This window comes from Spirosoma panaciterrae DSM 21099 (genome assembly GCF_000374025.1).
In the GTDB taxonomy this organism is placed as follows: domain Bacteria; phylum Bacteroidota; class Bacteroidia; order Cytophagales; family Spirosomataceae; genus Spirosoma; species Spirosoma panaciterrae.
Window position 1 is genome coordinate 140,423 of the sequence record NZ_KB893217.1, and the last position, 24,569, is coordinate 164,991.

22 protein-coding genes are annotated in these 24,569 nt (G+C 48.6%); 10 read left to right on the top strand and 12 right to left on the bottom strand.

What is annotated here, in order from left to right; translation table 11 throughout:
- Window positions 1-8: 8 nt before the first annotated feature.
- Genes B153_RS0128105 through B153_RS0128115 form a run of 3 tightly spaced genes read left to right on the top strand, consistent with a single transcriptional unit; the run spans window position 9 to window position 1,629 of the window.
- The gene (locus B153_RS0128105; RefSeq protein WP_245564965.1) at window positions 9-314 is read left to right on the top strand and encodes a DUF4258 domain-containing protein; all 306 of its coding nucleotides are present in this window, start codon (window positions 9-11) and stop codon (window positions 312-314) included.
- Entirely contained in the window at window positions 311-538 is a 228-nt protein-coding gene (locus B153_RS0128110; protein ID WP_020600089.1) for a type II toxin-antitoxin system MqsA family antitoxin, read from the top strand. Before B153_RS0128105 ends, B153_RS0128110 begins: the two co-directional genes overlap by 4 nt.
- Window positions 535-1,629 (top strand): mevalonate kinase family protein, encoded by a 1,095-nt coding sequence (locus B153_RS0128115; RefSeq protein WP_020600090.1) that lies wholly within the window; start codon window positions 535-537, stop codon window positions 1,627-1,629. Before B153_RS0128110 ends, B153_RS0128115 begins: the two co-directional genes overlap by 4 nt.
- Window positions 1,630-1,683: 54 nt before the next feature.
- On the opposite strand, the gene B153_RS0128120 is transcribed toward B153_RS0128115, so the two are convergent.
- Window positions 1,684-2,913, bottom strand: a complete 1,230-nt coding sequence (locus tag B153_RS0128120; RefSeq protein ID WP_020600091.1) for an ABC transporter permease — start codon at window positions 2,911-2,913, stop codon at window positions 1,684-1,686.
- A gap of 79 nt (window positions 2,914-2,992) precedes the next feature.
- A complete protein-coding gene (gene rbfA / locus B153_RS0128125; protein ID WP_020600092.1) occupies window positions 2,993-3,367 on the bottom strand; it encodes a 30S ribosome-binding factor RbfA in 375 nt (124 codons plus the stop codon).
- A 152-nt stretch (window positions 3,368-3,519) separates the two neighbouring features.
- Here rbfA and B153_RS0128130 point away from each other — a divergent pair, with 152 nt between their 5' ends.
- The 3 genes from B153_RS0128130 (at window position 3,520) to B153_RS36080 (ending at window position 7,685) form a co-directional block, all read left to right on the top strand.
- On the top strand, window positions 3,520-4,932 hold the full coding sequence (locus tag B153_RS0128130) for a DUF6427 family protein (RefSeq protein WP_020600093.1): 1,413 nt from the start codon (window positions 3,520-3,522) through the stop codon (window positions 4,930-4,932).
- Between the two features lie 67 nt (window positions 4,933-4,999).
- Window positions 5,000-5,797, top strand: coding sequence for a queuosine precursor transporter (locus B153_RS0128135; protein ID WP_020600094.1), 798 nt, complete (start codon window positions 5,000-5,002; stop codon window positions 5,795-5,797).
- 115 nt (window positions 5,798-5,912) lie between these two features.
- On the top strand, window positions 5,913-7,685 hold the full coding sequence (locus tag B153_RS36080) for a purple acid phosphatase family protein (protein WP_083928264.1): 1,773 nt from the start codon (window positions 5,913-5,915) through the stop codon (window positions 7,683-7,685).
- Window positions 7,686-7,721: 36 nt separating this feature from the next.
- On the opposite strand, the gene B153_RS0128145 is transcribed toward B153_RS36080, so the two are convergent.
- Window positions 7,722-9,605, bottom strand: a complete 1,884-nt coding sequence (locus B153_RS0128145) for a cytochrome-c peroxidase (RefSeq protein ID WP_020600096.1) — start codon at window positions 9,603-9,605, stop codon at window positions 7,722-7,724.
- Between the two features lie 233 nt (window positions 9,606-9,838).
- Between B153_RS0128145 and B153_RS0128150 the strand changes: the two genes are divergently transcribed.
- From B153_RS0128150 to B153_RS0128165, 4 genes are all read left to right on the top strand, one after another.
- The gene (locus tag B153_RS0128150) at window positions 9,839-14,032 is read left to right on the top strand and encodes an ATP-binding protein (protein ID WP_020600097.1); all 4,194 of its coding nucleotides are present in this window, start codon (window positions 9,839-9,841) and stop codon (window positions 14,030-14,032) included.
- Window positions 14,033-14,225: 193 nt separating this feature from the next.
- Entirely contained in the window at window positions 14,226-14,846 is a 621-nt protein-coding gene (gene trpF, locus B153_RS0128155; protein WP_020600098.1) for a phosphoribosylanthranilate isomerase, read from the top strand.
- 230 nt (window positions 14,847-15,076) lie between these two features.
- Window positions 15,077-15,541 carry a PspC domain-containing protein gene (locus tag B153_RS0128160; RefSeq protein WP_020600099.1) on the top strand — a complete coding sequence of 155 codons (465 nt, stop codon included), beginning with the start codon at window positions 15,077-15,079 and terminating at the stop codon, window positions 15,539-15,541.
- 106 nt (window positions 15,542-15,647) lie between these two features.
- Window positions 15,648-16,679 carry a LiaI-LiaF-like domain-containing protein gene (locus B153_RS0128165; protein ID WP_020600100.1) on the top strand — a complete coding sequence of 344 codons (1,032 nt, stop codon included), beginning with the start codon at window positions 15,648-15,650 and terminating at the stop codon, window positions 16,677-16,679.
- Between the two features lie 108 nt (window positions 16,680-16,787).
- On the opposite strand, the gene B153_RS0128170 is transcribed toward B153_RS0128165, so the two are convergent.
- The 9 genes from B153_RS0128170 to B153_RS0128210 all read right to left on the bottom strand — a co-directional run bounded on the left by B153_RS0128170 (window position 16,788) and on the right by B153_RS0128210 (window position 24,569).
- On the bottom strand, window positions 16,788-17,237 hold the full coding sequence (locus B153_RS0128170; RefSeq protein WP_026262516.1) for a hypothetical protein: 450 nt from the start codon (window positions 17,235-17,237) through the stop codon (window positions 16,788-16,790).
- An 8-nt stretch (window positions 17,238-17,245) separates the two neighbouring features.
- Window positions 17,246-17,710, bottom strand: a complete 465-nt coding sequence (locus B153_RS0128175) for a hypothetical protein (protein ID WP_020600102.1) — start codon at window positions 17,708-17,710, stop codon at window positions 17,246-17,248.
- A gap of 75 nt (window positions 17,711-17,785) precedes the next feature.
- Entirely contained in the window at window positions 17,786-18,358 is a 573-nt protein-coding gene (locus B153_RS0128180) for an RNA polymerase sigma factor (RefSeq protein WP_020600103.1), read from the bottom strand.
- 124 nt (window positions 18,359-18,482) lie between these two features.
- The gene (locus tag B153_RS0128185) at window positions 18,483-19,436 is read right to left on the bottom strand and encodes a transketolase family protein (RefSeq protein WP_020600104.1); all 954 of its coding nucleotides are present in this window, start codon (window positions 19,434-19,436) and stop codon (window positions 18,483-18,485) included.
- Window positions 19,437-19,439: 3 nt separating this feature from the next.
- Complete coding sequence (locus tag B153_RS0128190; protein ID WP_020600105.1) at window positions 19,440-20,018, bottom strand: hypothetical protein; 579 nt, start codon at window positions 20,016-20,018, stop codon at window positions 19,440-19,442.
- Window positions 20,012-20,965: an AAA family ATPase gene (locus tag B153_RS0128195; protein WP_020600106.1), complete on the bottom strand. Its 954-nt coding sequence runs from the start codon at window positions 20,963-20,965 to the stop codon at window positions 20,012-20,014. The genes B153_RS0128190 and B153_RS0128195 overlap by 7 nt, the downstream gene beginning before the upstream one ends.
- A 112-nt stretch (window positions 20,966-21,077) precedes the next feature.
- Window positions 21,078-21,935 (bottom strand): transketolase, encoded by an 858-nt coding sequence (locus tag B153_RS0128200; protein WP_020600107.1) that lies wholly within the window; start codon window positions 21,933-21,935, stop codon window positions 21,078-21,080.
- Between the two features lie 101 nt (window positions 21,936-22,036).
- A complete protein-coding gene (gene bcp, locus B153_RS0128205; protein WP_020600108.1) occupies window positions 22,037-22,486 on the bottom strand; it encodes a thioredoxin-dependent thiol peroxidase in 450 nt (149 codons plus the stop codon).
- Window positions 22,487-22,520: 34 nt separating this feature from the next.
- Entirely contained in the window at window positions 22,521-24,569 is a 2,049-nt protein-coding gene (locus tag B153_RS0128210) for a M23 family metallopeptidase (protein WP_020600109.1), read from the bottom strand.

A 24,569-nucleotide genomic window follows, 5' to 3' on the forward strand; every position in this document is an offset into this window, starting at 1 on the left:
TGGTCGACATGTTTAAGTTGAGGCAGGCCGTTATAAATAAACGTATTGAGTGGCGTAAACATACACTGCTGCGATTAGTTGAACGGCAGATTTCTCAAAAGGACATAGTGTCTATCTTGCTCACTGGCGAAGTGATACGCGATTATGTAGATGATCGACCTTTTCCGAGTGTATTGGTGTTTGGTTGGATAGCGAGCCGCCCTATCCATGTAGTGGCTTCGTATGATGATGCTGAAGACAAAGCTTATATAATCACCGTTTACGAGCCATCTTTGGATGTATTTGAGCCTGATTTTAAAACCAGACGATCATGACAAACCTAGGAAAATGTTCAATGTGTGGGGGGCATAAAGAAGCCGGATATACAACATTCAGTGTTGACCTTGGCGATGGGTTGGTTGTCGTTCGCCATGTGCCTGCCACAGTTTGTAATCAATGTGGAGAAGAATGGATTGACAATTCGACCGCACAGCAATTAGAAACTATTATTGACGAGGCTCGTCAGAAGAAACATCAGTTAGAGGTATTATCACTTTGACTTTATCAACTCATAACGACCAAATTACGGCATCCACTCCTGGGCGTATCTGCCTGTTTGGCGAACATCAGGATTATCTGGGATTACCCGTCATAGCAGCTGCTATTTCACGTCGGATTCAGGTATCAGCGCATAACACTGACACGTTAGGGTTCCGGCTGGAATTGCCCGACATCCAGTCATCGATCGACATTCCATTCGACGGCCACCCACTGCCCTACCCGCAAATCCGGGATTATTTTCGGTCGGGTGTAAATGTGCTCTTGCGGGAAGGGTTCACCTTTTCGAAAGGCATTGCGGGCGAAGTTCGGGGAAATATCCCCATCAATTCGGGCACGTCGAGTTCGTCGGCTCTGCTGGTTACCTGGCTCCACGTACTAACCCAACTGGCCGACCAGCCCCGGCAACTTTCGCAGGAGCATCTGGCCGAACTGGCCTATGTAGCCGAAGTGCTGGAATTTGGCGAACCGGGCGGTATGATGGACCATTACTCAACGGCCGTTGGCGATGTGATCTATCTGGAATCACAACCCCAGATTCACCTGGAAAAGCTCCACCCTACTTTAGGGACGTTTGTACTTGGTGATTCGCAGGAACCCAAAGATACCATCGGCATTCTGAAACGGGTAAAACTGGGCATGCTCGACATCATTCAAAGGCTTAAATCGATTAACCCGGCGTTTTCACTAACCGACTTCGAGAGTACCGCTGTGAGTGAGTTCAGGGATTTTCTGAGCAAGGATGATTACATTCTGTTGAAAGGGAATCTATCAAATCGTGATATTTTACGCGAAGCGCTGACGGTTTTGAACGATCCGAATGGGTTAGATCATGTTCGGTTTGGCAAACTACTGACCGACCATCAAACCAATCTTCGGGAAGCCCAGCGCATCAGCACGCCCAAAATAGACCGTATGCTGGATGCCGCCCTTAAAGCCGGTGCATTGGGCGGTAAAATCAATGGTTCGGGCGGAGGGGGCTGTATGTTTGCCTATGCCCCCAACCAGCCTGAGCGCGTGGCTGAGGCTATTGAGCGGGAAGGAGGCAAAGCCTACGTGATTACGATCGATAAGGGCACAACGCTGTCTTAACGGATTCGCCCCTACCCCTTCTCCAAGGTTGGAAACGGGTTAGGGGCGAATCCGTTAAGCCGATTCCAGATTGGCCGCCCGCTGAGCCGGGAACCAGGATGTCAGGACGGTGATCAGAACAACGAGAACACCGGTGAGGGCTATATCACCGATCTGTAAATGCACAGGGTATGCATCGATAATGGAGTCCATCAGGCCCATGCCTATCATTCCATAGCGCTCCTGAGCCAGACAGAGCAACACGCCCAGAACTAAGCCACCTACAGCTCCCGTTAAGGCAATGATAGCCCCTTCGGCCAGAAAAATGCGTCGGACCATGGTCTTCGTTGCTCCTAAGGCAAACATAATCTGGATGTCGGCCTTTTTCTCGATGACCAGCATCGACAACGAAAAGAAGATGTTGATCGAAGCAACCAGAATAATGAACGAGAGCGTGATAGCCACGAACAGTTTTTCGACGTAGATAGCCCGGTAAAGATCCACATTCAGATCATCACGGCTTTGTACCGTCAACTTAACACCGGGTGCCAATTTATCAACAACCTCCTGCAAGGCCTGTTTGGCAATTTGCTCATCCGTACCCGGTTGCAGTTGTATTTCAAGCCCTGTCACTTCGTTGGGCCCATAGCCAAATAGCGTACGGGCAACTGCCAATGGAGCCAGAACGAAGTTATCGTATCGGGATTCTATAAAGAAAACCCCCGAAACAGTCAGCCGTTCTCTGGCAAATGCCTCTGAATTAAGCACATTAAACGCCTGGCCACTCTGTGGATACAATACCTCCAAAGGGGTCAGAATGTCGACCGGAGAAATGCTTAAATCCCGCCGGACCCCGTCGGCCACGATGGCAAAGTTAGCCCCGTCCTGACGCAATACCAGCCGTCCTTCGAGCAGAGCCGAGTCAAGTTGCTGTCGTTGGAGATAGTTTTCGTCGACGCCTTTTAGTCTGACAACCGTTTGTGCATTGGCATACCGGGCCAGTGCATTATCCTGTGCCACAGCCGACAACAGATGAACCCCGGGTACCTTACTCAAGCTCTTCAGCAAAGCAGGGGGCGCCATAAACCGTTTGCCTTGCTTTGGGGAGATCGTCATATCAGCTTCGAAGGACTTAAAAATCTGCCGATTTAGTTCCTCCATCCCGTTAAATACCGACAGCACTACCACCAGCGCCATTGTGCCAACACCCACACCGAGCATCGACATAATCGAGAGCCAGCTAATAAAACTGCGTTTTTTACGAGAGAAAAAATACCGACGGGCGATCCAGATGGGGAGGTTCATTCTTAACGAGCGAAAGAGCAAAAGAGCGAACGAGTGAAAAAGCGGCCCTTTCAATTCGCTCTTTCACCCGTTCACTCGTTCACTCTTCATCCTCCTCCGGCGCGGGCGGAATATCAAGCCCGGCAAAGAGTTTGTCCATTTTATCAGCGTATTCGGCCGTATCGTCGATAAAAAAGGCCAGATCGGGTACAATGCGAAGTTGATGACGGACGCGCTCACCAAGATGCTGACGAATCACTTTGCCCTTTTCCTGTATCGTTTCCAGTAAAAGGGTTTTATTCTTTGTGGCCAGAAAGCTCAAATACACACGCGCCACACTCAGATCGGGCGAAACACGCACATTTGTGACGGTGATAAACGCCCCACCAAACAAATGCGGCACCTCACGCTGAAAAATCTCGCTCAAATCCTTTTGAAGCTGCCGGGCTACCTTCTGCTGTCGTTTCGATTCCATATTACTTGGCGCTTAATCTATTTTGCAAATATCCACTCATTTTTCCATTCTGCCGAAAATGGCCGTAATTTTACAAGGATGAGTTGGCAGGTACGGTCTGTAGAGCTGGTGGCTGCCAACTAACTACTATCGGCTATAAACAGTTATTTGTCTTGCTTCGTTTTTTCCAATCGTACTTTTCCTATCTGTATGTTGCGCTGTTGGGGCTGCTGGTTCTGATCCGAATGCCGCTCCTGCTCAATTCGTTCCCTCTATTAACGCCAGAACTGAACTGGATGATTGTAGGCGAACAAATTAATCAGGGCGATTTGCTTTATCGCGACATTTGGGATAGCGTCAGCCCCTTATCGGCGTTGGTCTATTGGGGGATCGATAGTTTGTTTGGCCGATCAACGACAGCCCTTCATGCAGCCGCCCTGCTGGTGTCGGTATTCCAGATCGTTTATTTCAACTACCTGTGCAACAATCGTGATCTTTACCCCGACCGCACGTTCTGGCCCGGCCTGATCTATATGCTGTTTATGCATATTTCCTACGACTGTCTGACGCTGTCTCCAGTACTTATGTCGACTAGTTTTTTATTGCTGGCATTTGGCACACTCATTCGGCAGATGGACCGCCGGGGAGTTACCGACGAAGTGTTTGAAGTTGGGTTTTATATCGGCATAGCCGCCCTGTTTTATCTACCCTCGGCCCTGTTCATCATCTGGATGATGTTGTCGTTATTGTTCTATACGGGGGCATCGTTTCGCCAGTATTCGTTATCGTTTTTCGGGTTCTTGTTTCCCGTTGCGGCCACCGTTCTATTTTATTATCTCTACGATAGTCTGGATGATTTCAACCGGAACCTGCTGGCTTCGGTTTTTCGGGTTCGGCAGTATTCGTTATCCGATTTCCAATCCTTACTGGCGTCGTTGCTGATTCCTCTGGGATTAGGTATTCTGGGCTTTTTAAGTTTGTTCAACCGGGGAAACCGCTATGTCAATTTTCAGCAGCGAATTCAGCAGATCATGGCTCTCTGGTTTGTTATTGCGGTTCTGACCATCGGTCTGATGCCTTTTTTGGCCCCCATGTTCTTTTTAAGTTTTGTGCCGCCGATGGCCTACTTCACTTATTTTTACTTTGAAGGAATCCGTCGGGTCTGGTTGGCCGAACTCACCTTTCTGATTGCCTTTGTGCTGGTGTTACTGCTTTTTTATCAGGGTGCACTTGGCCTGATTCCCGGTGCCGAACTAGGGCGATTGAGTAGCCTTCAGGTGCAGCCTTCTCCGCTTCCCGGCGACATTCGAAACCGGCATGTACTGATTATCGGGGAAGATTTGAGCGCCTACCGCTACAACCGACTGGCTACTCCCTACCTGAACTGGGACCTGGCCAAGTATGACCTAAAAAACCTGGACAATTACGAAGCGGTCATCAATGTATTCGATCACTTTCGGAAAGACCCACCCGACTATATTGTTGATCGCGAAAAAGTAGTGGAAAAGTTATTCCAGCGCGCCCCTGCATTGGCCAGTCAATATGAGCCCACGTCGGTAGCGGATGTGTATAAACGAAAAAATTAACCTTCAGCGAACAGGCATCCGTGCTTCGTGATGTATCTTGCCATACTGATTACTAATCATTCCCGGTATGCCTTCCTCTTCCTACTCATTTACCAATAAACGTACAAATCTGTACATCTTTTTGAGTGCAATTTTTCTGACCAATGCACTGGTAGCCGAAATTATTGGCGTCAAAATCTTCTCCGTCGAAACACTGCTAGGCACGAAGCCAGCCCAGATTCACCTGTTTGGTGACTTTATCCTGGATTTCAACCTCACTGCGGGGGCAGTCATCTGGCCGTTTGTGTTCATCACTTCCGATGTTATCAATGAATATTTTGGCAAGGCCGGTGTCCGTCGTATTTCGTTTCTGACAGCCGGTTTTATCGCGTATAGCTTCCTGATTATCTATGTGGTTACGACGCTGCCGCCCGCTCAGTTCTGGCTTGACGTCAATGCCAAAGATGGAGCCGGGAACCCAATCAATATCAACAATGCTTTCCAGATGATTTTCCGGCAGGGATTAGGCATCATTATTGGTTCGCTGACGGCCTTTCTGATCGGTCAGATCCTTGATGTGTACGTATTTCACTCACTCCGCCGGATTACGGGAAGCCGTAAAATATGGCTGCGGGCTACAGGTTCCACACTGGTATCTCAATTGGTCGATTCATTTGTGGTGCTGGGGATTGCCTTTTATATTTTTGGCAATTGGTCTCTGACGCAGGTACTGGCAGTAGGTATAATCAACTATATTTACAAAGCGACTTCGGCCGTAGTACTGACCCCAATCCTATATGTTGCGCATTATTTCATTGACCAATATTTAGGTAAAGAACACGCCGAAGAACTGGCCAATGAATCCGCCATGAGCTCGTTTATGTAAGCACGAAGCAGCCAACGAACTCACCTATCAGCACACCCTTCCTCTCCTGTTTGTAAATACGTTCGAAACAAATTCAGGAGTAGCCTGTTCGCATGGCTACCCAAAAGGTTAGTGTATGAGAATAGGTTTAATTAGTTGGCTATGTCTGATAGGGCCATCAGTAATAGCACAGTCCCTTACGCGTGGGCCTTATTTGCAGCTAGGCACCCAAACAGCCATTTCCATTCGCTGGCGCACCGACGTACCCACTATGGGCCGAGTCATGTATGGGCTTTCGGCAGGCAACCTTACCAATAGTTCAACAGAGTCGATCAGTACGACCGAGCACGAAATTCGGCTGACCGGACTAACCCCGGATACACAATACTTTTATAGCATTGGTACCACAGGGCAGGTACTGCAACAGGGAACAGACAATTATTTTCTGACAGCTCCCGCCAAAACCACAAAGCGTAAGATTCGGGTTATTTCGTTTGGAGACTGTGGTATGAACCCCAATAATAACCAAACGAACGTTCGCGACGCTTTTCTGAATTTCCGAGGAACTACCCCTACCGATCTCTGGATGCTCATTGGCGACAATTCATACGACGGCGACGACGCATCGTATCAGGCGAATTTCTTTGCTGCCTACCAAACCAGCCTGATGAAAAACGCCATGCTGTATGCCGTACCCGGCAATCATGATTACAGCAATAACTCAACCCTGCAAGCCTCGCATGCGATTCCTTACTTTTCCATTTTCAGCCTGCCTACCAAAGCCGAAAGTGGGGGTATTCCATCAGGCACTAAAGAGTGGTATTCGTTCGATTATGGCCCCATCCATTTTGTCATGCTCGATGGATACGGAACCCGCAATGTGAATGGAAATGACAGTCGTTTTTACGCCGATACCACCAATCATCCGGAGGTGGTTTGGCTAAAGCAGGACCTGGCGACTACTACGCAGAAATGGAAAATTGTCTATATGCATTTTCCTCCCTATACACAGGGAAACCATAATTCAGAAACCGAAGCAGATCTGATTGCCATTCGCCAGCGCATAAACCCTATTCTCGAACGGTTTGGGGTCGACATGGTCTTGCTGGGTCACAGCCATGTGTATGAACGATCGTACCCGCTCCACGATCAATATGGCCCCATGAGTGACTTTACAGCGAGTCCATCCAGCTACATTTACCCTAAAGATAATAGCACAGGTCGTTACGACGGTTCTGCCAATTCATGTGTCTATAAAAGCACATCGGCCAGGAAGAAACAGGGAACCGTTTATGTTGTAGCCGGTTCATCCGGGGCATTGGGGTATAATACGGCACTCAATCCACATCCCGTCATGGTTTCGAGCCAGCGAACCCAGGGCGGAGCTTTCTATTTTGAGGTGGAAGACAATCGACTCGATGCAAAATTTATTCAGCCGAATGCCTCTACGTATATCATCAGCGATCAATTTACGGTGATGAAAGATGTAGATCGTATACAGACTATAACGGTTCCGACTGGCCAATCCACAACACTCACAGCCTCATTTATTAGTGACTACCAATGGAGTAACCCGGCCGATGGAACATTTTCAGCTTCCGGTCGTTCGGTAACGATCACGCCAGCGCCGGGTACAACAGCTACGTACATAGTCCATGATAGCAAAAACTGCGTTCAGGATGTATTTACGGTAGTTGGTACGGCCACGATGTTTACCACGAAAGCGGGTAATTGGAACGACCCATCGGTTTGGTCAGGCAACCGGCTCCCTACAAGGGCCGACATCCTACAGCTCAAACATTCGGTGAGCATCTCTGACAATACAGAGGTACATGCCCAGAAAATAACGTACGATCCGGGCAGTAAGGTGCAGTTAGGCAATCAGGCAAAACTTTGGCTCAATCAATAACGTTCTCCTTACCCGGCATTGTGGCCACAGTGGGAATTAATATCGCCCTCCGATTTTCCGACGGTTCAGCGCCTTAGCTCCCTCAACAACTGGCAGGTGTACAGGCCGTTGGGTAAGGCCGGCTGTATCAGTCAGTGCCTTCATAAATGCCACAAGGGCTTTTTGCTCGCCACCCGTTAAGCGAAGCGAATCAGTGGCCAACGTCTGACTTTCCAGTTGAATGCCTATTCCCTGCCCTCCTCCACGGTTGTAAAAATCAACCACCTCCTCCAAGGTTCGATAGACACCATTATGCATATACGGAGCGGTCAAGGCAACATTGCGTATGGTCGGGGTTTTGAACGCATACCGATGGATGTTCTTCTGATACGTAGCAAACCTCCCCAGATCAGCATCGAGCTTAGCCTTACGGATTCTGGGCGTTTGCGGAACTCCAATAATTTCGCTCTCCGTCTTTTCGTAATGCGGGGGTATGAAGCCGTTATAAATCGGGAAAAAATGGCAGGTTGCACAACGCCCTTTTCCTAAAAACAGATTAAACCCGGCCCGTTCATTTGTCGATAATGTTACGGGCTCGCCACGTAGATAGCGGTCTGGCCGGGCATTCAGACTCGTCAGACTCCGCACATAACAAGCCAACGCATTACGCACATTATGTCCCGTCAAACCTGTCGGAAAAGCGGCAGCAAACCATTTCTTATACGTTGAGCTAGCCCCTAGCTTCTGCGCTACTTGGTCTGACGAACTGTGCATCTCATCCGCATTGGTAAGCACATCGTGGGCCTGGTCTTCAAGATAGGTAACCCTTGAGTCATAGAACTGAGTATTTTGCAGACCAGCATTCAACAACGTCGGCGCATTTCGTTTTACAAGTTTCATAAAGCTACCCAAAGCCCGGCTTTTCCGTTTTCCGTCTGTAAAGGCACGCTCAGGCTGGTGGCAGGATGCACAACTCCGGGAATTATTGCCCGATAGCAGTGGGTCAAAAAACAGTACTTTCCCTAATGCCACCTTCTGTGGGCTAGTAGCAAAATCACCGAAATTGATTAAATAATCCGTTCGGAAGGCCCCGGAATCCGACAATGTAACAGCCAGGGATGATAGGAACCGACCACTGGAAGCGGGTCGAATAGCTAATGTCTGACGAGCCTGCTGCACGGCCCGGCAAAGTGGGTACAAGCCATTACGGGTAAACGAAACCCGATCAAAACCGACAAAGTCGGTGGCTTGTTGCAACATGCCAGCAGCAACCTGCCATCGCTCATTCAACTGAGCCGCTACTGGTTGAGAAAGGCGTAAAGTATAAGGCTGCATAGCGGCCTGAAGTACCTGTAAAGAAACAAGCGCTTCGGCAATTCCCGTTTGGGCTTCAGGGGCATCATATCCGGTTATGCCTAAGGTCTGGATCCGAAAGAGTTGCTGACGAATGGCATCCCATATAGCCGCATCCGTTAGCTGATTGGCCGGTATCCCTTGCTCCAGTCGGGATGTATAGCTCTGTAGTCGATTCAGTTCATGGAACAGGCTATCGTTTTGGGCCGAATCATAATCAGGAAACAAGTAGCGTTCAATAACTTGTAATCCAACTGGCCGAATGGGAGTCTGAGCGGGATCATCATCTTCTACTTCAACCACTGGGGGTCCATTGACACGCCCTGCCAGCGCAGGCTGGTAGTATTCGAGTAACCATTCGATCCGTTTATACGCCAGTCGACTTCGTTTGAACGCCAGCCGAAGCGAATCGGCTGGTGCTCTGGCCTGAACATACCTGGCCAATCTTGTTACCTGTTCATGAAAGCGTACCTTATCGGCCAAAAACTGGTTATAGATTACCTGTCCATCCGCCGTATCAGCACGGTTTTTTGGCAGAAAAGCGGCCAAAATGACGAACAAAACCAGTAAACGAACGACTTGATGCATAGTTTATTCCCGATCCGTAAGCAAAATAATACCTTTCCCGAAAAGCAGGGCTGTGCAGTTACTACGCCGATTCGGCTTTGTAGCTTATCCAATCAAGTTAGCGCTAAAAAGATTTACACATAACAAGCTGATTATGAACGAATAGTATCACATGTAGTTTTATTGCCGAAAGAGAAGCCAAATAGTGTATTTTTACAAACTGATTTTACTCAATCGATTAACCTTACTTTTCGATGACAGCACCTCCGAGTACCGTAGAAATTGATTTCTTAGCCGGAGGTGGTGAAACAGCCGCTCTTATTCGTTCCTTCAACTGGGCAGAAACTCCACTGGGCCCGATCGATCAGTGGCCGCAAAGCCTTAAAACGGCTACGAACCTGATGCTCAACAGCCGACAGCCGGTCTGGATCGGCTGGGGCCCTTCAGCCACTTTTCTTTACAATGATGCTTACATTCCTGTACTGAGCCTGGCCAAACACCCCTGGGCCCTGGGCAAACCGGCAGCAACCGTGTGGGAAGAAATATGGGACTTCTGCGGGCCGCTGGCCGACAAGGTTTTCCATCAGGGCGAATCATCCTTTGTTGATGATGTGCGCTTATTTATGAACCGGGGGGGCTTTTTGGAAGAAACGTTTTATTCGTTCTCGTATAGCCCTATCCGTGATGAAACGGGTCAGGTAAGTGGCCTATACTGTCCTAATACTGAAGTAACAGCCCAAAACCTGAATACACGCCGACTGGCTACCTTGTCGGCTCTGGCCAGTAATGTTCTTACCGAGCGTACCACGCGAAGCGCCTGTGCTTCTGCCGCACAAACCATTTATCAGAATCCTGACGATATTCCTTTTGCCTTGCTTTACCTGACCACTGCCGAAGGTAAAGCCGTTCAGCTAGAACAAGCCGTTCGCTTACCAACGAACGACACTCTTGTAAGCCATTCGCTATCAGCCCCTCACAACTCTACTACCGATTCTTTAAACCGTATGCTGACAGAGGCTGTAGAGCAGGGGAAAACGGTGGTAGGTTCATGGACGACCAACGAGAAACTGATCCCTGGTCCGGCCGGGCAGCCCGTTACCCAGGTAATAGTGCTGCCGCTTATTGCACCTGGCCAGCATAAAACAATCGGTCTATTGGTAGCAGGAATCAACCCGACCCGACCACTTGATTCAGCTTATCAGACATTTTATGAGTTGGTGGCCAATCAGGTAGCTACCGCTATCCAGCACAGTCAGGCAGCCGAAGAAGAGCGTCAGCGAATTGAGCAGCTCGCTGAGCTCAATCGAGCCAAAACTCTGTTTTTCAGCAATATAAGCCACGAACTCCGTACCCCCCTTACGCTGATACTGGGGCCTTTGGAGGAACTGCTTCAAGATGGCACCCAACCGTTACTTGCCCACCAGCAAACGCAGGCCGAAGCAGCCCACCGCAACGCGCAACGATTACTTCGGCTGGTCAATGCGTTACTTGATTTTAGCCGCCTGGAAAGTGGCCGATTAGAGGCTACCTTTACCCCCACCGACCTCCCAACGCTTACAACGGATCTGGCCAGCAACTTCCGGTCGGTTATCGAGAAGGCGGGCATGCAGTTAGTGGTTGACACCGAATCCTTAGCTGAACGCGTGGATGTGGATCGGAATATGTGGGAAAAAATCGTTCTGAACCTCTTATCGAATGCATTTAAATTTACCCTGAAAGGCACGATCACTGTTCGACTGGTGAAATTGAAAAACGACCGGATCCAACTTACCGTAGCCGACACGGGTGTAGGGATTCCAGCCGCTGACTTGCCTCGGTTGTTCGAACGATTTCACCGGGTCGACGGAGCGCAGGGGCGGTCGTTCGAAGGTACGGGCATCGGACTGGCACTCGTTCATGAACTGGTCGAGTTACACGGAGGTACCATCCAGGTCAGCAGCGAACTGAATCAGGGAAGTACATTCAGCATACAAATCCCGATTCATCAGGCGCATCGGTCATTGGCTCCTGAGCGATTATCGACAGGCAGTGCCGACTTATTTATTGCCGATGCCAATTTGATGCTTCCTGCATTGCCAGATAGCCGACCATCCCAACCCAAGCCTTCTTCATCCACAGCCCACCAGACGGATAAACGCATACTGCTAGCCGACGACAATGCCGATATGCGTGCCTATATTCATCGGTTGCTTAGTCCGCATTACGCTGTAGAAATGGTTACCGACGGTCGTGAAGCCCTGGAAGCAATTCAGCGGCAACAACCGGATCTGCTCCTATCCGACATTATGATGCCGAATCTGGACGGGGCTGAACTATTGAAAATTATTAAGACGAATCCACAAACGGCTCATATTCCGGTGATGCTTCTGTCGGCCAGAGCCGGTGAAGAAGCGACGATCGATGGCTATGCTGCCGGAGCCGACGATTACCTGACCAAGCCGTTTTCGGCCAATGAGCTGCTGGTTCGTGTAAAATCGCAACTGAAACTCTCACAGGCCCGACGAGATAATCAGCAAAAACTCAGACATTTATTTAAACAGGCCCCCGTTGCCATTGCCATCGTTGAAGGTGCCCAGCACATTCTTACCCTCACCAACGACCTTTACCTGACTTTGACCGACCGTCAGGAAAGCCAGGTGGTTGGCAAGCCTTTTCTCGACGTATTTCCCGAGTTGATCGCTCAAGGCATTGGTTCGGTACTGGACCAGGTTTTTCAGTCGGGCAAACCGTTTGCCGTAGCCGAGCAAGCCGTTGAACTAAACCGGCACGGCCAATTTTTGATTGGCTATTACAGCTATTCGTTTCAGCCACTGACCGATTCGCTCGGGCAAATTACGGGCATCATCATGGTGGCTTCTGAGGTCACCGAGTCAGTAAAGGCTCGCCAGTTGCTTGAAGAAAGCCAGCAACAATTCAAACAACTAGCCGATCTGATTCCACAAATTGTCTGGACAGCCCGGCCCGACGGCACCTCCGATTATTATAACCAGCAGTGGTACACCTACACGGGTTTAGAAAATGATCTGTATGGCAACGACGGCTGGCTCCATGTGCTGCACCCCGACGATCAGAAACGCTGCCTGGACTTATGGACGCATAGCATACGCACCGGCGAACCTTTTCAGATGGAATACCGATTTGCCGATTACCGACAGCCGGGTCAGTATCGTTGGTTTCTGGGCAGATCTGTACCGGTTCGGGATTCGGAAGGTACCATCGTTAAATGGTTTGGTTCGGCTACGGATATCAATGATCAAAAACAGGCCGAAACCATTCTTCGCCAAAACGAAAGTCGATTCCGGGCCATTGCCGATACGACTCCGGTATTGATCTGGATTTCGGGCGTCGATAAGCTATGTACTTTTTTCAACAAAGGCTGGTTGGACTATACAGGCCGTACAATGGCCCAGGAAGTTGGCAACGGGTGGAGTGAGGGGGTCCATCCCGCTGATTTTCAGCGCTGTATAACTATTTACAGTACCTCATTCGATGCCCGTCAGGAGTTCTATATGGAATACCGGCTTCGTCGGCACGATGGGGAGTATCGGTGGCTTGCCGAACGAGGTAAGCCCTGGTTCGACCCCGATGGCACCTTTATGGGGTATATTGGTGGCTGTACAGATATACACGACAGCAAATTGGCCAATGAGGTACTTGAACGCCGGGTGGCCGATCGAACACGGGAATTGAAAAGCCTGAATATGGAACTCGAACGATCCAACCTGGATTTAATGCAGTTCGCTTCGGTAGCCAGCCATGACCTGAAAGAACCGCTTCGTAAAATTCAGGCCTTCAGCACCCTATTGCAGACTTCGCTCGATGGCAAACTTGAAGCATCCGAACAGGACCATTTTAAACGGATTGTTCGGGCAGCCGCCCGCATGCAAACGCTGGTCGATGATGTATTACGGCTCTCCAAGCTTTCGAAACTGGATGCTCAATTTGAACCTGTAAATCTGAACGCCATTATTGCCCGCATTCAGGACGATCTGGAGATAACCATTCAGGATAAAGAAGCGTTGATCGAGGTAGGGAATCTGCCTGTTATTGATGGCGTTCCCGGACAATTGCATCAACTGTTTCAAAACCTGATTAGCAACGCCCTGAAATTTGTTAGTAATCGATCACCCCAGATTACCATAGAAAGATGCCCCGTTACTGATCAGATGCGTACTGAATTCGGTTTATTGGATCAAACCTATACAGTAATTAATGTAACCGACAATGGAATAGGCTTCGATATGCAGTATGTCGAAAAGATTTTCGGTATGTTCCAGCGACTGCATCGACGGGAAACTTATGAAGGAACAGGCATTGGCCTGACCATCTGCCGCCGGATTGTTGAAAATCATCACGGTTACATAAAGGCTATTGGCCGGCCGGGCGAAGGAGCTACTTTTCAGATTATTATACCCGTTCATCAGATACCCAGTTCTGTCCCGAACTAACCGAATGGCTCTTCGTTACCTTAGCCGGTGTGGCCGCATACGACTCTGAAGAGGCTAGTTTACAAGGCAACCAGGAAAGGAGCCTGTCGAGGCAGGTCGACAGGTATGAACAATCAGGCAGGAAAGTCAGTAATACAATGCCTGGTTGTCCGTACCTTTGACGACTTTTCACTGATTACTACTCCATCCAATCATGCCACTTAAAACGCTTGTTAAAATCTCAAATGTGACCAATCTGAGCGATGCCCGCTATTGCGCTGGAATGGGTGTCGACATGCTCGGCTTCTCGATGGATATAGACTCCCCCGATTACATTGAACCACGTAAGTTTGAGGAAATCCGAGGATGGGTAGCTGGTGTACAGATCGTTGGCGAAACCTCTGCTATTGATCTGGAAGCGATTGAACAACTTCTGGCTACCTATCAGCCTGATATATTGCAAGTCGACGAGGCTGCTTTGCTTCCTTATCTGACCACTTTCGACAAAAGCCTGATTCTCCGTGTCGATCTATCTCAATTAACGCTTGACCACCTCGACACCCTGTTTCATACCAGTGCCTCAATCGCCGATTACATACTACTCGAAAGTAATGGGCCGCTTCACTTCGACGACGAGTTAAAAGCCGCTCTTCAGCAGTTGGCCTCTCGGTATCCGATCTTACTCGGTACGGGCATCTCGGCCCAAAATGTTCACGATCTGTTGGCCAACTTACCCGTTCGGGGCATAGCCCTAAGCGGTGGCGATGAAGAGCAACCGGGCAACAAAGAGTTCGGCGAACTAATGGATATCCTGGAAGCGATTGAAGAAGAGTAAAATCAGTATTCACAGATAGTATTGGGAGTGGGGAGGGCTGACGCGAAAGCTTTATGGTGCGTCAGCCCTCCCCACTCCCAATACTATCTGTGAATACCAGCCACTACTATGTATTACCTACTATCATTGAAAACATACTTCTATCCATAGCCGCGTCCATTCTTCCAAATACGCTTTCCTGGTGTTGTCCAATCGGCTAGGTTTACATCGGTTTTAAACACAAAGAAGCCATGAACAAGCGATTAGAACGTATTGCCGACCAGGCCCAGATTGGGGGTGTATGCGCTGGTTTGGCCGATTATTTTGGCATTGACCGTGCATTAGTACGCATACTTTTTGTAATCGGAATTTTTTTGCCGCATTTTCCGGCTGTAATTATTTACATCATCATGTGGATCGTTCTACCCGAACGCCGTTCGGATGGTGTCGTGACTCCGTCAACCGCTTTTTCTAATCCTTATTTTTCCATGAATCCATACAATCCCAACAAACCTGCCTCTCCGGATCGTAGCATCATTGGTGGTGTCGTCCTGATCATTCTGGGTGTTTTGTTCCTTCTTGACCGCTACTTAGACATTGACTTCGGCGATCTGTGGCCGTTCATGCTGATTGCTCTTGGCTTGTGGTTGATCTTTAAAGACCGGATCAGACCCCCTTACGACACCAACAACAACGACCCGAACGGAACGCTGTAACATTGAATGTATGACATATGATATATGAAGTAGTTCTGGAGAGTATAGAAATCTCCTCTAGACTACACATCATACATCATATATCCTACACCATATATCTAAAACCATGCAACGAAGAAACGGATTATTCTGGGGAATTTTTCTGCTAACGATGGGCGTATTGTTCCTGGCCCGGCGAGCAGGCTGGCTCGACGTCGACTGGCACTCACTGGTCAATCTGTGGCCTGCCCTGCTGATTCTGGCGGGGGTACATCTCATCCTGGAACGACGAGCCAACCCAGCCGCCTTTATTACGACAATTATGCTGGCAGTGGCTGTACCAACTACCCTGTTCGGCTTCTTTTCGCATCATCGCCACGATGACAACGACGGCTTCCATATGCGCTGGCATCATGACGACGACGATGATGACGATGATCATCATAACGACAAGGATGATCAAGATAACGAAGACGATTATCGGGCGGAACGTGAACGCCGGGATGCAGACAGCGACGAGGTCCATTCAAATACCTTCGCTGAAAGTATGGACGCTGATACTCGTGAAGCTGTCCTAAAACTCGCAGGCGGAGCCGGAAAGTTCACTATCGGGGAGCCAACCAGCGAACTCATCAAAGCAGATACGAAGCAAACCGTTGGCCTCTATTCAATGTCAGTTGACCGGGACGAAACCACCCACATCCCAACGATCGAACTGAAACCAAAGGATGAAGATCAACACTTCGACCTGAAAGATGGGCACTACGAAAACCGCGTTGACATTCATCTGAATACCAAGCCTGTCTGGTCGATGGATGTGGCCCTGGGCGCTGGCTCGGGCGATCTGGATTTGAGTGCTTATGCCGTTAAAAGTCTGAAACTAGGCGTTGGTGCCGCTGACCTTGACCTGAAACTAGGCGCCAAAGCCGATCAGGCCGATATAAAACTCGATGTAGGGGCGGCTTCAGTTACGGTACGGGTTCCGAAAGAAGTGGGATGCCGGATCAAAAAAGATGGCGCCCTGAATCTGGAAGAACTAGATGACTTTACAAACATTGGCGGTGGCGAATACCAAAGCCCCGGCTATGATACTGCCACCAAAAAGATGACCATTCGCTTTGATGGCGGCATCTCGCACTTCAAAGTAGTGCGCTACTAAACCAGAGCAGGCTTTAATGAATGAGCGGATTCATCAGATTTTGCGTTTAGTTGCCTTTAGCAATTGACAAAATCTGGTGAATCCGCTCATTCATTAAAGCCCGGTTATTTATTCCTGATTTAATCGTTTGAGCAGCATCTGATTAAACATCTGCTCGGTTTTATAAAGCTCTCGCAACTGAGCAGGGCTAATTACTTTCAGAAACCGCTCCATATACTCGTCGTCAAGATCAGCGAGCTTTTGCTTGGTGGCATTCGTTTCCCGAAGCCCATTTTTCAGTTGGTCATCATTCAGATTAAACCGATTAGGTTCATTATTCAATTGCCGAATCCGCCGGTTCAGTTCCTGCTTCTTGGCATTATACTCATTGTAAATCGCCCAAAACTGAGGGGCCTGATCGGTTGTCAGATTCAACCGATTGGTAATCATCCCAATTTTAGCGGATTCAATTTTCTGGCGTCCGTTTAGGTCATTTTGTGCGTTGGCTACCTGGGTCATTACTAACAGGCCAAACAACCAACCAATCCATGCGTGTCTCATTTTGGTAAAGTTAACCATTCGTAAAATCAGGAGCCGACCTTCGCGTTGTCTCCAGGGTTTTGTTCCTGAATAAGCTCCTGAATATCGGTCGGTGCTACGTTCAGAAACTGAATCGCTGTGGTATCACTACCCAACGAAGAATGAATTTGCTGAACATCAGCCAATTCATACGCGCTAACGCCCTGATCTTCAAGATAAGCGGTTATAGCATCATCACTTACTCCTGCCAGGGCTTCGCTGCCCAACGATTCCTGCCGTTGTGGTAACGTTTGCCAAACCAGTAAAGCGATCAGACTAGCTCCTGCCAGCGAAGCAGCCGTACGTTGCCACGACCAGCTAATATGGAAGGCAGGTTTTGGCTTTCTGACAACACGAGCCTGAACCCGCGAAGGCAGGTCATCAAAATAACCGTCTGGCGCTGTAAACGGAAGCTGCCTGAGTGGATGTTCAGGCGGCAATTCATCAAGCCGGAAATGTTTACTATCGTTCATTGCTCTGGTGTGTGTCTCACACAATTCAGGTATCTTAAAATATTTTAAGATTTGACAGCTTCAATCGCCTTAGGTTTAATCGTCTGTATCCGAGTTATTAAAAAAATCTTCAATCTTCTTGACGGCAAGATGATAAGACGCTTTTAAAGCCCCAACGGACGTTCCCGTAATTTCGGCAATATCTTCATATTTCATATCATCGAAATACTTCATGTTGAAAACCAACCGCTGTTTATCGGGCAGTTTCAGCAAAGCTTTCTGTAACTTCAACTGTACGTCTTCGCCACTGGGATCGTTGCCCGATGTAACATAGGCCGCATTGGTTTCGAGCTTTTCCATCAATTCTCCTTCCACATCCCCAATCGGCAAAAAGAATCGTCGACGTTTTTTATTCAGAAAGTTAAGACACTCGTTGGTAGCAATCCGATAAATCCAGGTATATAACTGACTATCACCCCGAAACTGTTCCAGACTATTCCAGACTTTTATGAACGTTTCCTGCACCAGATCATCGGCATCATCGTGATCAATAACCATCTTCCGAATATGCCAATATATTTTCTGCTGATACTTGCGCACCAGCAGATTAAAGGCATAATTCCGGCTCGACGGATCGCGAAATTTGGCGAGGAGTTCTTCGTCAGTCATTCTTTTTTTCAGTAGTTAGGAGCGAGGACCGGGCCGCCGGAGCGGTGAGACTGGCTGATACAAGAAATCTGTTAATGCGTCAACCATTCTCACTACTCACTACTCGCTCCTCACTCCTAACTACTTATTTTCTTGCCATTACTTTCTTCACTTGCTCAACAATCTTGTCGGCAGTAAGACCATACTTCTGCATCAGTTGATCAGGTGTACCACTTTCTCCGAAGGTATCATGAACACCAACGTATTCGAGCGGAGCCGGATAATGGCGAGACAGAACCTGTGCTACACTATCGCCCAGTCCACCATTCAGCATATGCTCTTCGGCCGAAACGGCACAACCCGTTTTCTTGATCGATGCCAGAATAGCCTCTTCATCTAACGGCTTAATCGTATGAATGTTAATAATGTCGGCTTCAATTCCTTCCTGAGATAGGATTTCACCCGCTTTAATGGCTTCCCAAACCAGGTGGCCCGTACAGAAAATCGACACATCACTTCCTTCATTCACGGTCCAGGCTTTACCGATTTCAAATTTCTGATCGGCAGGCGTAAATACCGGAATGACCGGACGGCCAAAACGCAGATACACCGGACCTTCGTGATCGGCAATCGCAAGGGTAGCGGCTTTGGTCTGGTTATAATCGCAGGGATTGATAACGGTCATGTTCGGCAGCATTTTCATCATGCCCAAATCTTCCAGAATCTGGTGTGTAGCGCCGTCTTCACCCAGCGTCAATCCCGCGTGCGATGCACAGATTTTGACATTTTTGTTCGAATACGCGACCGACTGACGAATCTGGTCATAGACCCGACCCGTTGCGAAATTGGCAAACGTAGTAGCAAACGGGATATGCCCACCAATGGTCAACCCTGCCGAAACCCCAATCATATTGGCCTCGGCGATACCGCACTGGATAAATCGATCCGGGTTTTCCTTGATAAATGCGTCGAGCTTGAGCGACCCGGCCAGATCGGCGGTCAGCGCTACAACATTGGGATGTGTTTTGCCCAGTTCGGCAATGCCCGCGCCAAAGCCTGAGCGGGTATCTTTTTTCTCGGTGAACTCGTATTTTGTCATATTCTATTGATTCGCCGAAGCGAGGGTTTGCAATTTAGTTAGAAAATAAGTGGCACTCGGACAGTTGGTATGCTGAGCAGCATTTTCAATCGTAAAACCACAGCCAAGCATGGTTCTGGCAAATACTTTTTTATCCCCTATGCCTCGTCCTGTATACTGCTTACGTAAAGCAACTAATAACTCAAATGGAGCGCTGACCGACTCCGGCAAATCATGGTGAAAAGCCGTTTGGAATACCGTCGACAATGTCTGGGAATCGGCCAAAAACCAGGCTTCCAGCGCCTGAACAGCCACACAAACTACGGTATCCGGAGCCTGGTATACTTCCCTTTTCACAACTGAAAATGAATCGACATTATCCATATCACGCAGAACCATGATCCAGTTGGCCCCAGCATCCCGCAGTAACTGAACCTGTGTATTCATACGCTGGCTACTGGCTTTTAAATTGCCTTTACCATCCATATCGATCACATCGCCAACCTGTTCAATTTGTTTCGAGCGTAAGTAATCCTGAAACTCCCGCGCTTTTAAAACTATTTTTTCGGACGCGCCTTCGACAATAAAGCCTACTTTCACCATGGTAAGCCCCCTCCTAGGGCGCCTGTCAGCCATGCTTCATCAGTTGGCAGATCGTAGAAATTGTGATCCTTAATCTGTTTTACAGTAGTGGCTCCATCCTTTTTATTAACTAGAACAATTTCGTCGGTTGTCAGGCATCGGACCAAGGATTCGGAATGCGTATTAAGCCAGATAAAATGTCCTTTTTCGTTGCATTGACTACGAAAAAAGTCAACCAGGGTCATCAGAACCTGTGGGTGCAAACCATTTTCAGGTTCTTCAATGCAAAGAAACTGCGGCTCATCGCTCTGGTAAACAGCCGCCAGCATGGCTAAAATATTGTATGTACCATCAGAGATCAGGTCTTTTGTGAAATAGCTTGGAACAGAATCTTCAAACCAATGCAACTCATCTCGATCATCTACTTCGACAGACTTAAACCCTGGTACAAATAAATCAAGCCATTCGAAGATTTCATCTCTTAAGTTTTCGTTTGCTAAAACGCGCTTAAGTACTTTTTCAAGATTTTTCGCAGAAAGCGATAAACGCAGGCTGTCGTTCAATCGAAACTTTTCTAAACTTTCGTTTTTGACAAACAAACGGCTAAATCTTTCCATGAACTGTCTATAAACATCCCCTTTAGGCCCCCTGGGTATGTCTGTTGATTGCTCAGCCAATTGAACTTTAGAAAAACTATTGGAGAATAATGCATATTCTCCAATTTCAGCTCTAAAGCCAAACTCAGAGCTCTTATCCTGACGTCTTTGCAGGCTATCAAGACCTCCAAATAAGCTAAGACTAGCAGACCCTTTATAATTATAGGATATATTCACAAACTCCAAAGCCTCGAAAATATTCGACTTGCCCGACCCGTTGGGGCCGACAAAGACCGTGAACGGATTCGGCTCTATAAGCTCGATCCGTTCAATGGACTTGAAATTTTCGATGACTAAGCGTTTGATTTGCATGGAGTCAATTGTAGAGACGCCATCCCTGGCGTCTCCTATGCGTCAGCTATTTTTCACGTCAGCCAAAAATCATCCGGTCATGAGACGCGAAGGATCGTGTCTCTACAACAAATTAATAATCCGACATACCTACCGTTAAAGGCAATTGATTCAAGGCCTGCTGGAGCTGCTCGGCATTTGGCGCAACACCATGCCATTTGTAGCTACCAACCATGTAATCAACCCCGAAGCCCATTTCGGTATGCATCAGAATCAACGTCGGTACGTCTGGATTTTCCTGCGCTTTCCGAAGCGTTTTGATCACATCGGCCATGTCGTTGCCCTGCATTTCGTCGACATGCCAGCCAAAAGCGGCATATTTTGCTCCGAGGTCGCGGTTATTGTTTACGTTGTCGGTTTTACCGTCGATCTGTGCGTGGTTGAAGTCGATTACAGCCGTCAGATTACCCAGTTTTTTGTTGGGCGCAAACTGAGCGGCTTCCCATATCTGACCTTCCTGCTGCTCGCCATCGCCCATGAGGACGTATACATGGTTTTTATCGCCATTAAGTTTTTTCGAGTAAGCTGCCCCAGCCGCTACCGACAGACCTTGCCCCAACGAACCCGATGCAATGCGTACCCCTGGCAGATGCTCGGCTGTGGTTGGGTGCCCCTGCAGACGGCTATCCAGCTTACGGAACGTAGCTAATTCAGATAATGGGAAATAACCGGCCCGAGCCAGTACCGAATAAAATACCGGCGAAATGTGTCCATTCGAGAGGAAGAAAATGTCCTCATCACGACCATCCATATCGAAAATCGGATTGCCCTTGTCGTCCTTTTTCCGGTTCATAATCTCAAAATAGAGGGCAACCATGAAGTCGGTGCAGCCTAAGGAGCCTCCTGGGTGACCAGAGTTGACGGCCGCAACCATGCGGACAATATCACGCCGTACGGCGGTAGCAATGTGTTCGAGTTGTTCGAGTTCCATACTTGTTAGGAGTTAGAAGTCAGGAGTTAGGAGTGGGAATTCACCTGGTACGCTCTTCCTGCACCAGCCATTCGCACTCCTCGCTCCAAACCCCTGCGTACTTATTTTAAAATTTGATCTGCGTGGTTTTGGGTATCTACTTTGGTAATAATATCGGTAATGATGCCTGCTTCATCGATCAGGAACGTTGTCCGGACAATACCCATATGGGTGCGCCCATACATCGATTTTTCTTTCCAGACCCCATACGCTTCTACAATCTGCTTGTCGGTATCGGCAACGAGCGGAAACGGCAGACTGTACTTCTTAATAAACTTCTGGTGCGACTTGTGGTCATCCACACTAACCCCCAGCACTTCATAGCCAGCCGCCCGAAGCCGATCTTCATTGTCGCGCAGGCTACAGGCTTCGGCCGTACAGCCGGGTGTGTCATCTTTAGGATAGAAATACAGGACCACCTTCTTTCCCCGATAATTGGATAGCTTAATCAGCGTACCGTTCTGATCGGTACTTGTAAAATCGGGAGCAGGATCACCAACTTTTAATTCCATACGCTTTATTGTTCCGAGTTTGATGGTTACTAAACTATCGTCGCTTCCGATGGCTTTTCGAAGTGACTTTCCGGCGAACGGCCCGTTGGGGTTCCTTTATCGTTGTGCTGTCGGAGCCAATGTTCCCGACCTGATCTTTTACCTGTACAATTACCTCGTCACCCGCTTCAAACGGCTCATCAGGGTTTAACTTATCCGACCACAGTAAAGCCCGTTTATAGTCGTACTGCATCAATACCCACTCTCCATTGACCAGAGCCCGGAACTGGGCAATACCCGACAAATCGTCACGAATGCGGGCTGTAATTCCGGCCGGAGTTGCGCTCAAAATCTGAACCGTTGGCGGGTTTATGTCGGTCATAAGCTGAAAACGTCCCAGCGAGCGAGTTCTGAACTCAAGATGACCTTTATTCCATTTGCCGCCAAGGAAGCTCTGATTGCCATTACTTGTCCAGTAAGCCTTCGTTCGGGCGGTGTCAATGGCCATCGGCACAATCGGTGTATACTGAACCATTAAGTAATCATTTAATGGAATCGTCGATTGGTTAATTTCCAGACCGCCACTCGGTAGTGTCCGTACAGCTAGATGAAGTGTATCAAAAAGGGTTTTGGCTCCAAAGTCGAGCCGGGTATTTCCCTCAATATAAGTATCATTTCGACCCGGAATAATGCGCTTTTTGAAATTAGTGCGCACAACACTCCGGTCAAACTGCACCGAATCGGGCAAATACTGACGCAAATCTATAAGATAAACGGCTTGATTGCTACGCACATAGCTAACAGATTGCTCGACTACAGTTCGCCCGGTAATTAATTTAGCTTTGGGCGGATTGGTAAGCGATACGTTTTTGACACTTAATTTAAGCACATTTTCGTCGGTCGTAATGGTTGCCGAAGGGTCGCCCCGAAACACTTCGGGTGCAGTGGGCGCTACCTGAGCATCCATGGTATCGATCGACGGGAAGGAGGTTGGTGCTGCTACTTCGGGCTGAATGGTAAATGACAACTGAGTCGCATGATCGAACGCATCATATAGTGTCAGCATCACCTCATGTGGACGCCCATCCAGCAAAGGCAAACGCCCACGATAAGCGGCATTGCTCTGTAGCTTGTACAAATTCAGAATATTTCCATCGGCAATATACCCCCGATGATACCGCTGCCCACTCGTTTGCTCGACTTCATAATTTTCATGAACGTTCATAAACCGCGTCTGCTCATTCGGAAAACTGTTCATGTTATAAGCAAACACTTCCTTCCCATCCAGCCGTATCTCCAGACAACTGATGCCATTTCGATAGGGAGACCCACTGGTTTTGTCGTAAGCCAGTACTTCCATACCAATCAGCCCCGAAGCCGTAATCGGTTGCGTGATCGTATACGTCCCATCGGCCCGACGAACAGGCACGTAACTTACCCGTTGATATTCGCCGTTGATTCGTGAACTGGCCGTCATGGTTTTCAGAGCGACGCGCTCAAAATAAGGCGGAACCTCATCCTGAATTTCTGAAAACCCATACAATAACGGATTGATGAGGTTGTCGCGCGCATCCCGAATTTCAAAATGCAGGTGTGGTCCCCCCGACCCTCCTGTGTTGCCCGATGCAGCAATGACATCTCCTTTCTTGACCGGAAACTGATCTGGCTGGGGGCGGATGTCGATTTCGAAGGTCTTGGCCTGATACTGTTGTTCGCGCAGGTATCGTCCAAGGGTATCTTTCAGGGATTTTAAGTGACCATATACCGTAGTCAAGCCGTTGGGATGCTTGATAAACACAACATTTCCATAGCCACCCGTAAATACGGCAATACGGGAAACATACCCATCCGCAGCCGCATGCACATCCAGCCCCTCACGACCGCCCGTGCGAATATCCAGGCCCGCATGGAAGTGGTTCGGTCGTAAATCGCCCATCCCACCCGATAGTGAATTAGCTGCTCCGGGCTGAATCGGAAACAGGAAATAACCATCAACGAGTGTTCCCGGCTGAATGTACCCGGTTTGGGGCTGACCTGACTGAGTCGATAAAACGGGCTTGGTCGGCTGTCCATAAACTGACCCTGAAGCAATCAGAAGCAGCAT

Coding starts and splice junctions, on each gene's coding strand:
- B153_RS0128105 (WP_245564965.1), top strand. CDS start 9: ATGTTTAAGTTGAGGCAGGCCGTTATAAATAAACGTATTGAGTGGCGT.
- B153_RS0128110 (WP_020600089.1), top strand. CDS start 311: ATGACAAACCTAGGAAAATGTTCAATGTGTGGGGGGCATAAAGAAGCC.
- B153_RS0128120 (WP_020600091.1), bottom strand. CDS start 2,913: ATGAACCTCCCCATCTGGATCGCCCGTCGGTATTTTTTCTCTCGTAAA.
- rbfA (WP_020600092.1), bottom strand. CDS start 3,367: ATGGAATCGAAACGACAGCAGAAGGTAGCCCGGCAGCTTCAAAAGGAT.
- B153_RS0128135 (WP_020600094.1), top strand. CDS start 5,000: ATGCCTTCCTCTTCCTACTCATTTACCAATAAACGTACAAATCTGTAC.
- B153_RS36080 (WP_083928264.1), top strand. CDS start 5,913: ATGAGAATAGGTTTAATTAGTTGGCTATGTCTGATAGGGCCATCAGTA.
- B153_RS0128145 (WP_020600096.1), bottom strand. CDS start 9,605: ATGCATCAAGTCGTTCGTTTACTGGTTTTGTTCGTCATTTTGGCCGCT.
- B153_RS0128150 (WP_020600097.1), top strand. CDS start 9,839: ATGACAGCACCTCCGAGTACCGTAGAAATTGATTTCTTAGCCGGAGGT.
- trpF (WP_020600098.1), top strand. CDS start 14,226: ATGCCACTTAAAACGCTTGTTAAAATCTCAAATGTGACCAATCTGAGC.
- B153_RS0128160 (WP_020600099.1), top strand. CDS start 15,077: ATGAACAAGCGATTAGAACGTATTGCCGACCAGGCCCAGATTGGGGGT.
- B153_RS0128165 (WP_020600100.1), top strand. CDS start 15,648: ATGCAACGAAGAAACGGATTATTCTGGGGAATTTTTCTGCTAACGATG.
- B153_RS0128170 (WP_026262516.1), bottom strand. CDS start 17,237: ATGGTTAACTTTACCAAAATGAGACACGCATGGATTGGTTGGTTGTTT.
- B153_RS0128175 (WP_020600102.1), bottom strand. CDS start 17,710: ATGAACGATAGTAAACATTTCCGGCTTGATGAATTGCCGCCTGAACAT.
- B153_RS0128180 (WP_020600103.1), bottom strand. CDS start 18,358: ATGACTGACGAAGAACTCCTCGCCAAATTTCGCGATCCGTCGAGCCGG.
- B153_RS0128185 (WP_020600104.1), bottom strand. CDS start 19,436: ATGACAAAATACGAGTTCACCGAGAAAAAAGATACCCGCTCAGGCTTT.
- B153_RS0128190 (WP_020600105.1), bottom strand. CDS start 20,018: ATGGTGAAAGTAGGCTTTATTGTCGAAGGCGCGTCCGAAAAAATAGTT.
- B153_RS0128195 (WP_020600106.1), bottom strand. CDS start 20,965: ATGCAAATCAAACGCTTAGTCATCGAAAATTTCAAGTCCATTGAACGG.
- B153_RS0128200 (WP_020600107.1), bottom strand. CDS start 21,935: ATGGAACTCGAACAACTCGAACACATTGCTACCGCCGTACGGCGTGAT.
- bcp (WP_020600108.1), bottom strand. CDS start 22,486: ATGGAATTAAAAGTTGGTGATCCTGCTCCCGATTTTACAAGTACCGAT.
- B153_RS0128210 (WP_020600109.1), bottom strand. CDS start 24,569: ATGCTGCTTCTGATTGCTTCAGGGTCAGTTTATGGACAGCCGACCAAG.